General features: G+C 68.7%; 11 protein-coding genes. 3 read left to right on the top strand and 8 right to left on the bottom strand.

Features of this window, described 5'->3' with window-relative positions; genetic code table 11:
* Positions 1 to 173 precede the first annotated feature (173 nt).
* Complete coding sequence (locus AB0N66_RS38835) at positions 174 to 935, bottom strand: CDP-alcohol phosphatidyltransferase family protein (RefSeq protein WP_365444378.1); 762 nt, start codon at positions 933 to 935, stop codon at positions 174 to 176.
* A gap of 165 nt (positions 936 to 1,100) precedes the next feature.
* On the opposite strand from AB0N66_RS38835, the gene AB0N66_RS38830 reads away from it, so the two are divergent.
* Positions 1,101 to 1,679, top strand: coding sequence for a GNAT family N-acetyltransferase (locus AB0N66_RS38830; RefSeq protein ID WP_365444375.1), 579 nt, complete (start codon positions 1,101 to 1,103; stop codon positions 1,677 to 1,679).
* 18 nt (positions 1,680 to 1,697) lie between these two features.
* Here AB0N66_RS38830 and AB0N66_RS38825 read toward each other — a convergent pair whose 3' ends face one another.
* From AB0N66_RS38825 to AB0N66_RS38795, 7 genes are all read right to left on the bottom strand, one after another.
* A complete protein-coding gene (locus AB0N66_RS38825; protein WP_365444372.1) occupies positions 1,698 to 3,245 on the bottom strand; it encodes a type IV secretory system conjugative DNA transfer family protein in 1,548 nt (515 codons plus the stop codon).
* A 15-nt stretch (positions 3,246 to 3,260) separates the two neighbouring features.
* Positions 3,261 to 4,685, bottom strand: coding sequence for an ATP-binding protein (locus AB0N66_RS38820; RefSeq protein WP_365444369.1), 1,425 nt, complete (start codon positions 4,683 to 4,685; stop codon positions 3,261 to 3,263).
* A 14-nt stretch (positions 4,686 to 4,699) separates the two neighbouring features.
* Entirely contained in the window at positions 4,700 to 6,259 is a 1,560-nt protein-coding gene (locus tag AB0N66_RS38815; protein WP_365444366.1) for an SCO6880 family protein, read from the bottom strand.
* Positions 6,256 to 7,563, bottom strand: a complete 1,308-nt coding sequence (locus AB0N66_RS38810; protein WP_365444363.1) for a hypothetical protein — start codon at positions 7,561 to 7,563, stop codon at positions 6,256 to 6,258. The genes AB0N66_RS38815 and AB0N66_RS38810 overlap by 4 nt, the downstream gene beginning before the upstream one ends.
* Complete coding sequence (locus AB0N66_RS38805) at positions 7,553 to 8,413, bottom strand: hypothetical protein (protein ID WP_365444360.1); 861 nt, start codon at positions 8,411 to 8,413, stop codon at positions 7,553 to 7,555. Before AB0N66_RS38805 ends, AB0N66_RS38810 begins: the two co-directional genes overlap by 11 nt.
* 182 nt (positions 8,414 to 8,595) lie before the next feature.
* The gene (locus tag AB0N66_RS38800; RefSeq protein WP_266459173.1) at positions 8,596 to 8,904 is read right to left on the bottom strand and encodes a hypothetical protein; all 309 of its coding nucleotides are present in this window, start codon (positions 8,902 to 8,904) and stop codon (positions 8,596 to 8,598) included.
* A 469-nt stretch (positions 8,905 to 9,373) separates the two neighbouring features.
* A complete protein-coding gene (locus AB0N66_RS38795) occupies positions 9,374 to 10,699 on the bottom strand; it encodes a S53 family peptidase (RefSeq protein WP_365444356.1) in 1,326 nt (441 codons plus the stop codon).
* A gap of 330 nt (positions 10,700 to 11,029) precedes the next feature.
* On the opposite strand from AB0N66_RS38795, the gene AB0N66_RS38790 reads away from it, so the two are divergent.
* Both AB0N66_RS38790 and AB0N66_RS38785 read left to right on the top strand, forming a co-directional pair.
* Positions 11,030 to 11,380 (top strand): metalloregulator ArsR/SmtB family transcription factor, encoded by a 351-nt coding sequence (locus AB0N66_RS38790; protein WP_365444353.1) that lies wholly within the window; start codon positions 11,030 to 11,032, stop codon positions 11,378 to 11,380.
* Between the two features lie 21 nt (positions 11,381 to 11,401).
* Positions 11,402 to 12,067 carry an SRPBCC family protein gene (locus AB0N66_RS38785; RefSeq protein WP_365444350.1) on the top strand — a complete coding sequence of 222 codons (666 nt, stop codon included), beginning with the start codon at positions 11,402 to 11,404 and terminating at the stop codon, positions 12,065 to 12,067.
* The last annotated feature ends 54 nt before the right edge of the window (positions 12,068 to 12,121 follow it).

The raw sequence follows: 12,121 nt of genomic DNA, 5'->3' as shown, positions 1-12,121 counted from the left end.
AGGGGGGACCCTGTGGGAGAGTAGGACGCCGCCGAACAAGTTTTGGAGAAAACCCCTGTACCGGGAAACGGTACGGGGGTTTTCTGCGTTCAGGGGTATATCCGGCTATCTCTGTTTTATTGGTGCCGGGGTATGGCGCCATACCCCGGCACTGGCTCCCGTTCGGACAGTGGTTACTTCAGGCGGGACGACGAGACGATCGAGATGATGTGGGCGGGGACGAGCAGCCAGACGATCGCTGTTATGGCGATGGTGGCGATCTTTGTGGCCGTCAGGTCGCCGAGGGCCACGTCCACGACCGCGGTCACGAGGAGCAGGATGGTGGCCTCGATGCCGTTGCACAGGCGGTGGAGCTGGACGGAAGAGGCCAGGCGACGTACTCGGGCCAGGCCGGTGGAGCGGGGGACCACGGACTGGTCGGTGGCCTTTTGGAGGCCGCTGTCCGAGCGGGCCACGTGGACCAGGTCGGAGGACGACTTGAGGAGCAGGACGCCGATGGCTGCTGCCAGGCCGGCCACCAGGTAGGGGTCCAGGCCGAGTTCGGAGGCGCGCAGGCCCATGCCGACCATGACCGCGGCGTCGGCGAGGTAGGCGCCGAGGCGGTCCAGGTAGACGCCGAGGGGGCTGAACTGCTTGCGCCAGCGGGCTACTTCGCCGTCCACGCAGTCGAGCAGGAGGTAGAGCTGCATGAAGAGGACGGAGAGTACGGCGCCGCCCAGGCCCGGCAGGAGCAGGGCCACTCCGGAGAGAACGCCCGCGAACACCATCACTACGGTGATCTGGTTCGGTGAGACGCGGGTGCCGAGCATCAGGCGGGTCACCCGGAGGGACAGGGTCCGCATGTAAAGGCGGCCGGCCCAGTGTTCCGCCCTGCTGTCCAGCTTGCCCGGAGGGTGGATCACGTTGCGGAGTTCGTCGAGTTGGACCTTGGGCATGCGGCGCTTCTCCATGGAGAGTGGGGAGTGAGTGACAGCCCCTGGCGGGCTTCTACGTCAGTCTGACGTCGTACAGGGACGATCATGACGGGGGCCCTGACGGTGGGTGTCGGCAGGGTGGATATCCGGTGGGCGTTGTCGGAGGCAGGTAATACCGTGGTTTTCATGAACCACGTGATTCGTTCCATACGTTCCGACGAGTGGGCCGAGGTGAAGGAGCTGCGGCTCGACTCGCTGCGGGACCCCGTTGCTCATCTCGCGTTCCTGGAGACGTACGAGGAGGCCGCGGCCAAGCCCGACGCGTTCTGGCGGGAGCGGGCGGCCGGGGCCGCCGAGGGGGCTGCTGAGCGGCGGCAGTTCGTGGCCGTGGGGCAGGACGGGGTGTGGGACGGGTCCGTGGCCGTGCTGGTTGAGGAGGCCGGGGAGCAGGACATCTTCGGGGGCGTGGTCGAGCGGCGCCAGGGGCATCTGGTGGGGGTGTACGTGCGGCCCGAGCGCCGGGGGAGTGGCGTCGGGGTGACCGGGGCGCTCTTTGACGCCGCCCTGGAGTGGGCTTGGGAGAGCGGGCTCGAGCGCGTACGGCTGTTCGTGCACGAGAAGAACGGGCGGGCCGAGGCGTTCTATCGGAAGGCGGGGTTCCTGCCGAGTGGGGTGGCCGTGCCGTCGCCGGGGAGTTCGGGGGAGCGGGAGCTGGAGTTCGTGATCGCTCGGCCCGCGAAGAGTCGCGGCCAGGTCAGGTACTAGACCGGTCTTTGGCCAGTCCTAGAGCGGGAGTTCGTACTGCGGCCAGCGGGAACGGGCCTGCTCCTGGGAGCGGAGGAGGACCAAGGTCGGGAAGCCTCGGGTCGCTCCGGTGGACAGGAGGTCCGGGAGCTGGGGGAGGGGGGCCACGGCCGCCACGTCGTCCAGGACGAGGGTGAGTGGTGGGTCGAGGCGACCGGAGGATGACCGTTCGGCCATGCGCCGGCCGCGCTCGACCACGCTTGAGGCGAGGGCCGTCAGGAGCGGCATCGCGCCGGGATTCGCCCTGGGGTCCTCGATGGGTTCACCGACCACATAGAGCGTGCCCCCTTCGTTCACGAAAGAATCCAGAGTGAGGGTGTCACTTCGGTTTGGGGTGCAGGATTCGCGGATGTTGACCGTGGAGAAGGCGGAGAGGGCGCGGGCCGTCAACTCCTGGGCGATGTCGCGACGTTCGGGGTGCGAGGTGAGGGCCGCTTCCAGTTCGCCTGCGGCTCCGGATGCGGCTTTGGGGTTGGTACGGAGGGCTCGTACCGCGTCTTGTACTTGCATGCCCTGGGACCAGCGGTGGACATGGCGGAAGGGTTTGCCCTCCACGGCGGCGGCGTGCAGGTAGCTGCGCAGGAGCGTTTCCGCTACGTCTGCCATGGGTTGGTCCACCTTGGCGGTGGGGCGTACGGGGGCGAGTAGGGCTGCCGCCCTTGCCGCCGCGGTGGCCTTGTCCTCGCAGCCGGAGGAGGGGGACCAGTGGAGGCGGGCCGGGGTGTCGCACAGGTGCGCGGGGTCGTAGAGGAGGACTGGGCCGAGCTTGGCTCTGGCGTCCTTGGTGTCCGACCAGGTTCTGGGGTTCGAGGTGACGACCAGAGCGGGGCCTTCTGCGTCTTGGATTGCCTGGACGGCTTGGGGGTGGCGGGATTCGGCGGGGGCCAGTCGGACGGGGCGGGGTAGTTTCGCCGGGGGGTTTTCCCACGCGGCCGGCCGATCGGCCTGGTGCAGCGGCTGTGCTTGCGTTTTGGTCTCCGCGGGGGTTTCCAGCCCGCCCGCCCCTTCACCCCCTGTTGTCAAGGGAGCCGTCGTCTGCAGTGGTTGCTCTTGCGTTGGCGGGTGCCGGTGCGTTGTGGTCTCCGCGCCTTCGGCGCGAAGAGTTTCCCACCCACCCGCCCGCTCGCCCTCCGCCGCAAAGGGAGCCGTCGACAACCCCGCCTTCGCCCCGCGTCTCGTTCTCCCCGCCCGCCACCTCGCCACCGTTCCGATCACGAACACCGTCAGTACCACCAGCAGCATCAGCTGGCCGATGAACAGTCCCCAGAACAGTCCCCACCCCGACAGCTGATCGGCAGGCGTGTCCGGCCACGCCCCCGTCAGGTCGTGCGGCTCCCCGATGAGGTGGCGCATGGCGAGGGGCGTGTGCGCGAACGTGACGGCGTTCGGCCATGCTCCCCGGGAGAACAGTCCCGCGAACCCCGTGGACGTCCACACCATCAGGGTCATGCCGAGCAGGAAGGCCAGCACCCCGACCAGCAATCCGTCGGGGACGCCCCGTTCTTCGCCGCGTTCTTCCCGTGTCATGTCATGCCGCCGTTCTCACGCCACCGTGGACTCGGACGAACCGTCGAGATCGCTGAGGTGCTGTTCCATGAAGGCTGCCGCGCGTTCCTCCGCCTCCAGTTCCGCGGCGTGCAGCGCGTCGTCGGCGATGAGTTCGGCGGAGGTCTGGGTCATGGCGCGGTCGGTGAAGACGAGGGGGCGTTCGGTCTCGGTGATCAGGTGTTTGACCACCTGGACGTTGCCGTTGACGTCCCAGACCGCGATGCCGGGGGTGAGAGTGGGGATGATCTCCACTGCCCACCTGGGGAGGCCCAGTACCCGCCCCGTAGCCCTCGCCTCGTCGGCCTTCTGGGCGTAGATCGTTCGGGTCGAGGCCATCTTGAGGATCGCGGCGGCCTCCTTCGCCGCGGCCCCGTCCACGACGTCGGAGAGGTGGTGGACGACCGCGACGAAGGACAGGCCCAGGCGGCGCCCGAACTTCAGCAGGCGCTGGAAGAGCTGGGCCACGAAGGGGCTGTTGATGATGTGCCAGGCCTCCTCGACCAGGAAGATCCGCTTCTTCCGGTCGGGGCGGATCCAGGTGTGCTCCAGCCACACACCCACGATCGCCATCAGGATCGGCATGGCGATGGAGTTCCGGTCGATGTGGGAGAGGTCGAAGACGATGAGCGGGGCGTCGAGGTCGATGCCCACCGTCGTGGGGCCGTCGAACATGCCCCGCAGGTCGCCGTCCACCAGTCGGTCGATGACCAGGGCCACGTCCAGGCCCCATGCCCGTACGTCGTCTATGGCGACGTTCATCGCCTCGGCCGACTCCGGTTCGGGGTGGCGCAGTTGCTCCACGATGTCCATCAGGACCGGCTGGCGTTCGACGATCGTCTCGTTCACGTAGGCGTGCGCGACCTTGAGGGCGAAGCCGGAGCGTTCGTCCAGGCCGTGGCCCAGCGCGACTTCGATGATGGTCCGGAGCAGCGCGAGCTGCCCGGTCGTCGTGATCGCCGGATCGAGCGGGTTGAGCCGGATGCCCATGTCCAGGGCGGCGGTGGGGTCCAGCCGGATGGGGGTTATTCCCAGCTCCTGCGCGATGAGATTCCACTCACCGGCGCCGTCCTCACCCTGTGCGTCGAGCACGACGACCTGTCGGTCGCGGAACCTCAACTGCCTTAGGACGTACGTCTTCTCCAGCGCCGACTTGCCGTTGCCGGACTCTCCAAGGACCAGCCAGTGCGGTGCCGGGAGCTGCTGGCCGTACAGCTGGAAGGGGTCGTAGATGTAGCCCTTCCCGGAGTACACCTCGCGGCCGATGATGACGCCCGAGTCGCCGAGGCCCGGGGCGGCGGTCGGCAGATAGACCGCCTGGGCCTGGCCGGTGGACGTGCGGACCGGGAGCCGGGTCGTCTCGATCTTGCCGAAGAGGAAGGACGTGAAGGCGTCGGTTGCCGTGGACAGCGGATCCCGCATCAGAACATCAGCCCCTACCTGCGGATTCCGGTGGCGAACGGCAGTGTGTTGACGAAGGCCCGGTGGTGCTCGCGGTCGCACCACTCCAGCTTCAGATACGACTTGCCGGCCGAGGCGCGGATCGTCCGCTTGTCGCGGGCGAGGGCCTCGGGGGAGCGGGAGCTGACCGTGATGTAGCCGACGAGGTTCACGCCCGCCGCGCCGCTCGCGAGGTCCTCGCCGCGCTGGTCCATGCGCCCGTGGGCGGCGACGTCGCGCGGGTCGACGGTCCGGTTCATCTTGGCGGCGCGACTGGCCTCGGCGTCGTCGTTCGTCTTCTCCGTCAGCATGCGCTCGATGGCGATCTCGGTGGGTTCGAGGTCCATCGTGACGGCCACGGTCCGGATGACGTCCGGGGTGTGGACGAGCAGCGGGGCAAGGAAGTTGACGCCGACCGGCGTCATCGGCCACTCCTTCACCCAGGCCGTGGAGTGGCACCAGGGCGCACGGGTGGAGGACTCGCGGGTCTTCGCCTGGAGGTAGGTGGGTTCCATGGCGTCGAGCTCGGCGGGCCAGGCGTTGCGCTTCGTCATCGCCTGGATGTGGTCGATGGGGTGGTCCGGGTCGTACATGGAGTGGACGAGGGAGGACAGACGGCCCTGGCCCAGCGGCTGTCGTACGCGGATGTCGGCTTCCTGGAGGCGGGAGCAGATGTCGGTCAGCTCGCGCGCCATGACGACGGCCAGGCCTGCGTCACGGTCCAGCTTCCGGCCACCCTGCGGGCGCGCCGCGCGGGCCATCGCCTGTGCCTCGGCGGCCAGTTCGCGGTTGAAGTGCATGCACGCGACGAGGTACGCACGGTGCTGCTCGCTGCTCGTGGACACCATGGACTGGAGCTGGTCGTACGACTGCTGCAGCCAGCCGGGGGCGCGCTCGTCGCCGCGTACGGAGACGTCCTTGGCGTGGGCGTCCGGGTCGGCGGGGAGGGTGCGGGCGAGCATCTGGATGCGGGTGACGAAGCCGTCGCCGTTCGCCACGTGCTTGAGGAGGGTGCCGAAGCGGTCGACGAGGGCCTCTTGGTCCTCGGAGTCGCGCAGGCCGACGCCCGGACCCTCGATCTCGATCGCGGCGGTGACCGTGCGGCGGTCGGCGTGCAGGAGTACGGCGATCTCGTCGGGGCCGAAGGGCGCCGCGAGCCAGTTGATCCGCCCGATGCCGGGCGGCGGGCCGATCTCGACCTCACGGCCTTCGATGCGCGTACCGGCCTCCATGACACTGCTGCGGTACGCCGTTCCCCGGCGCAGGCTCCGCTTGTAACTGCGGTTGATCTCGAACCACTTGTAGAACGTGCGGCGCTTGTAGGGGACGTACACCGCCGCGAGGGCGACCAGCGGGAAGCCCATCAGCAGCACGATCCGCAGGGACAGCACCGGGACGAGCAAGCCGCACATCATGCCGAGGAACGCGCCCGCGATGATCAGTGCGATCTCGCCGGACTCACGGTTCCGGCCGACGATCGCGTTCGGCCGGGCGCGGCCGATCAGATATGTACGGCGGGGCGTGATCACGTGGGACACGTGGGACTCGGTCGTCAACGCCCTTCACCTCCCGTGCGGTTGTTGCGGGCGTGCGGGGTACTCGTCGGGTTCGTACGGGGTGCGGGTGCGGCGGAGGGGACAGATCCGCCGCCTCCGTTCGACGTACGGGTGCTGTGTGCGGCCACCCCGCCGGCGGCGGGGTTGGAGGGGCGGGGCTGGCTGTTGCCGCCTCCGCCACCGCCCCCACCGCCGCCGTTGTCGGCGCGGGTGCTGTGGGTCTTGATGCCCTGGGCGACCAGGGTGGCCGGGGAGCTCATGACGGCGGCGGCCTTGCCCTCGGCGCCCTGCATGATGCGGTTGTTGCGGGAGCCCGCGATCTCGTCGCCGAAGCCCGGTACGAAGCGGTAGATCATCGCGCTCGCGAAGATGGCGAGCAGGATGATGGCCAGTCCCGAGACGACGGCGGAGAACGCGTCCGGGCCCTCCGCGGTGGACAGCGCACCGGCCAGGCCCAGCACGATCACGATCACCGGTTTGACCAGGATGACCGCGATCATGATGCCCGCCCAGCGGCGGACGTGGCCCCACAGGTTCTTGTCGACGAGGCCCGCGTACACGACGGTGCCGAGCAGGGCGCCCACGTAGAGGAGGGCGGCTCTGATGACCAGCTCCAGCCAGAGCACGCCGGCCGCCAGGATCGACACCATCGACACGACGATCAGCATGATCGGGCCGCCGCCGATGTCCTCGCCCTTGGCCAGGGCGCCGGAGAAGTTGCCGAAGAAGGTGTCCGTCTGGTTGCCCGTCGTCGACGCCAGGACCTCCGTGACGCCGTCCGTCGCCGACACGACCGTGTAGAGGATCAGCGGGGTGAACGCCGATGCCAGCACCGTAAGCCACAGGAACCCGACCGCTTCCCCGATCGCGGTGGTGAGGGGGACGCCTCGCACCGCCCTCTTCGACACGGCCAGCAGCCACAGGACCAGGGTCAGGATCGTCGACGCCGCGAAGACCACCGCGTACTGCTGGAGGAACTTCGGGTTCGTGAAGTCGACGTTCGCGGTGTCCTTGACGGCCTCGCTGAGCTTGTCGATGGTCCATGACGCGGCGTCGGCGCAGCCCTGGGCGAGGGAGGTGAGGGGGTCGAGGGTGGAGGGGAGAGAGGTGGTGCCGCTTCCGCCTCCGCCGGTGCCGCTGTCGCCTTCGCAGTAGTCCTTGGCGGGGCCCTTGATGAGGCTGCAAGGGTCACTGGTCGGGGTCGGTGTGGGGGCGGCCGCGGCTCGGGCGGCCAGCAGCAACACCGTGGCCTGTACGGCCCCGACGGCGGCGGTGAGTTTGAGTACGCGATGGTTAGCGGGCATACGTGAACCCTCCGTACTCCTCGACAGCCTTCGCGATGTCGTCGGCGCTGGAGGCCCGGTCGTCGCCCGGTACGGGCGCGGGGCCTTCCTTCTGAGAGTGCGTCACGATCTTCCAGTCGCCGCCGGTCCACTCCAGCTGCGCGGTGATCGTGAACCAGGTGCTGGTGACGGGGTTGGTGGAGTTCGTGCCTGCGAGGCCGAGGAGACCGCTGCACCAGACCTCGACGGTCGCCGTGTCGCTGGACGACTTGGTCACCTTGGTGCCGAGAGGGCTCGTACGCGAGACGAATGTGTAGCCCTGGGGTGTCGAGCCGTCCTGATTCAGACCGAGGTTCTGGTTGAACTGCGGGGTGTACGCCTGGTCCAGCGACGCCTGGAACTCGGCGACCTTGGACGGGGTGATGACGGCCGACAGGATCTGGTCCCGCCTGGTCTTGTTGAACATGTCGGCCGAGCCCAACGCCACCGCGTAGTTCGCCGCAGCGGACTCCGCGCCCTGGGAGCTGTGCGCGAACCCCGTGGGAATCCCCGAGTCCTTCGACCCCACCGGCCGCTCCCCCGAAGCCGCCGTAGGCGAAGTCTGGGCGTTGTCGGTGCCCCCTCCGTCGGAGGAGGAGGAGGAGGAGTCGTCGTCTCCACGGTTGGCGAAGGCGATCGCGGCGATGAGGAGGACGACCACGCCGACGACCGTGACCAGGCTCCGCGAGGAGGACCGCCCGCGGCGGGCACCGCCGTACACGTCGCCCGTGCCACCGCCCGGGAGTCTGGTCCGGGTCTGGCCGGAGCCGCCGTATCCGCCGTCCTCACCGCGAGAGCCGTCACCGTATCCGGGATCGTCACCGAGACTCATGCCGCGTACGCCCCCTCAACCTCTCGCTGAACCGCTGAACCGCGTAGTACGACGGTAGCCGTGCTGGTTCCCGCGCGGGCGGGGTGTGGTGACTCGACATCAGGGAACGCAACCTCAGCCGGTGGGCACGACGGACGGGTGGGTCGGAGGGAGAGGAGAGATCCGGGCGTGCCCGGCCCGCCCTAGACGGCCATGCCGTACACGATGGTGAACAGCGTGCCGAGGGACCCGATGATGAAGACTCCGGTGAGGCCCGCGATGATGAGGCCTTTGCCCTGTTCGGCGCTGAAGGTGTCCCGGAGGGCCGTCGCGCCGATGCGCTGCTTGGCCGCGCCCCAGATCGCGATCCCGAGGCAGAGCATGATGGCGACCGCCATCACAACCTGGACCATCGTCTTGGCTTCGTTGCCCAGGCTGCCGAAGGGACCCCAGTCCGGAGCGATCCCGCCGATAATTGTGGTGATGTCGCCCTTTTCGGCTGCGAAAAGCATGTAAGTCACCGCCCCTAGTGGGTAGTTCTGCACCCTCTGCCCTGTGCGCAGAGGTCGGGCCCATTCTCGCCGACGATGGCCCTGTCGGATGTCGACTTGGCGTCATTGATTGGCGAGTTTCGTACGAATCCCTTGCCGTTCCCTCGCGGAAGGCCCACGCGGGATCCCTTACGGGGTGTGTGGGACGGTATGCGAAGGATCGTATGGTCACTCTGTGTATCACGGCTGGTTACGCCGAGCAATGAAGTTGGTGCGGAACCTGTCGTGTGGTTCCGTCGTTAGCCCCTACTCATGAGACTGCGGACGGTCGCGCGTCCGCGGGGTGTGGCCGAGTGACCGTCAGCCCGAAGGCTATCCCGCGTTGTTGCGGGACAGGGAAACGGGCCGCGGCTGGTAGCCGCGGCCCGTTCTCATATGCCGCCGGTGGTCCCCACGTTCTGCCGCCGGCGGCTCCCTGTCGCCCCGGAGGTCAGCCCGTGAAGGCTGCGACTCCCTCCGGGGTGCCATAGCCGGTCGGGCCGTCGTAGCCCGACTTGGCGGTGCAGAGGTAGCTGGAGCCGCAGCTGCCGTTGGTGCCGCTGGTCACGTCGTTGAGGGCCGAGGTGCCGGCCGCCGCGTACGGGAACTTCGCCGGGTAGGAGCCGGCGGAGGGGGTGCCGGCGAGGGCGTAGACGCCCGCGATGATCGGGGCGGAGGCGCTGGTGCCGCCGAAGGTGTACCAGCCGGCGGTGACGCCGTAGGAGTCGTAGACCGAGACGCCGGTCGCCGGGTCGGCGACGGCCGAGACGTCGGCGATGGTGCGCTTCGCGCAGCCCGTGTCGGTCTGCCAGGTCGGCTTGGTGTCGTACGAGGAGCAGCCGGAGCCGGTGCCCTCGGTGCTGCTGGTCTCCCACACGCTCTCGCTCCAGCCGCGGCTGGTGGAGCTCGCGGAGAGGGCGGTGCCGCCGACGGAGGTCACGTACTGGGAGGCCGCCGGGTACTCGGCGCCGTAGCCGGAGTCGCCCGCGCTGACGGTGATGGCGACGCCCGTGTGCTTGAAGTACGAGGTGTCGTAGGTGGAGTCGGAGGAGGACTCGGAGCCGCCGTAGCTGTTGGAGACGTACTTCGCGCCCAGGGTGACGGCCTCGTTCACCGACTTGCCGAGGTTGGCCATGCTGGCGGAGGTGGCCTCGACGAGCAGGATGCTGCAGTTCGGGCAGACGGCGCTGGCCATGTCCAGGTCGAGGGAGATCTCCTCGGACCAGCCCGAGTCACTGGTGGGGAGGGAGGTCGTGGAGCCCGTCTGACTGACCTTCTTGAAGCAGCCGTTGGCGGTGGTGCAGGCCGAGAGACCGTAGTACGTACGGTACTTGGCGAGGTCCGCCTCGGCGTTCGGGTCGTTGTACGCGTCGACGATCGCGATGGTCTCGCCGGAGCCGTTGGAGGCGGCGGCGGATGTCAGGCCATAGGCGCCCTGGAGGTCGCTGGGCCCGTAGCCGGAGGGGGTCGACGCGTCGGCGGCGTCGGGGGTGACGGCGTCCGTGCGGGCCCGGGCCTGCTGCTCCTTCTGGAACGCGGTCGTGCCGCCGGTGACGCGGAGGGCCTTACAGGCCATCTGGCCCTTGGCGGGTGTGGCGCAGGCGCGGGTCCAGGTCACCGCGGGGGAGGGGGACTTGGTCGCGACCACCTGGGCGGCACCAGCGGGGGCAGCGGTGCCGAAGCCTGCGAGGACGAGGGCCGCGGTGCCGAGGGTCGCGGCACCCAGGCGGCGCCATCTGCCACGTATCGCAGGTCTTTTGGGGGATTCGGTAAGCAACGGACAGCCTCCTGAGACTGGTTGACAGGGGCGGTGCGGGTGCGGTGCGCCGCCGGTCCGGTGTCCCCGGCGGTGGGCTTGATCGGCCCGCGGATGACCATCCCTTGTTGAGTACGTGACAACAAGAGGCATCTGGAATCCTGACTTCCGCCTTACCGAACCAAGGCTGTCGGCTTACCGCCCAATGGCGCCTCGATGGCCGGAAGCTGACGGCGGCTTGACTCGACTCACAGGAAAGTCATCGGCGGCGCACCAGTGATGCATGGGTACAGCACCGATCGCTGACTATCATCTCCCACTTATATAAGCGAGAGATGATATAGTGCGGCTGTGCATGCATTTGACGTCCTTGGTGACCCCGTACGCCGCCGCATCCTGGAGCTGCTCGCCGACGGTGAGATGAGTTCCGGAGCGGTGTGTGAGGTCATCACGGTGGAGTTCGGGATATCGCAGCCCGGGGTCTCGCAGCACCTGAAGGTGCTGCGGGAGAACGGCTTCGCGACGGTACGGCCGGAGGGGACCCGGCGGCTGTACGCGGTGAACTCGGAGCCGTTGCGGGACATCGACGCATGGCTGGAGCAGTTCCGCCGCTTCTGGACGCCCCATCTGGACGCCCTGGCCACGGAGTTGGCCCGAGGGAAGCGGGAGCGCCGGCTCAGAGAGTCCGGCGATGGTGAGTAGCCGGATCCGAGGAGGACCCCAATGATCGACGTCACCCATCAGATCAATGCCGTACGGCGCCAGGTCGGCACCCGTGATTTCGAGGCGGGCGAGGCGCGTGTGGTCACGGTGAGCCGGACGTACGACACGACGGTCGAGGACGTCTGGGACGCCTGCACCAACGCCGAACGCATCCCGCGCTGGTTCCTGCCGGTCTCCGGCGACCTCCGCCTCGGCGGCAAGTACCAGTTGGAGGGCAACGCGGGCGGCACGATCGAGCGCTGCGAACCGCCGTCGAGCTTCCACGCGACCTGGGAGTACGGCGGGGAGGTCAGCTGGATCGAGCTCCGGCTGACGCCCGCCGAAGAGGGCGGCACCCGCTTCGAGCTTCAGCACATCGCACATGTCGACGACGAACGCTGGGCGGAGTTCGGACCCGGCGCGGTCGGTGTCGGCTGGGACCTGGGACTCACCGGCCTCACCCTCCACCTGGCGTCCGGGAACGCCGTCGACCCACAGGAGTTCGCGGCCTGGACGGCGTCCGAAGAGGGGCGGCGGTTCGTGACGCTGAGCAGCGAGGGCTGGTACGAGGCGAGCGTGGCGGCGGGGGCGGCGTCGGCCGGGGCACGGGCGTCGGCGGACCGGACCACGGCGGCTTATACGGGGGCGGAGCCGGATTCGGGGGCGGAGTCGGAGTTGGCTGAGTGATGTCGGGGTTTTGGCCGCCCGTTGCTTGGGCAGCCCCACGGCAACCACCCAAGC

This window comes from Streptomyces sp. NPDC093544 (genome assembly GCF_040683495.1).
In the GTDB taxonomy this organism is placed as follows: domain Bacteria; phylum Actinomycetota; class Actinomycetes; order Streptomycetales; family Streptomycetaceae; genus Streptomyces.
Note: the sequence above shows the minus strand (reverse complement) of the source record. Positions and strands in the feature narration are given on the sequence as shown.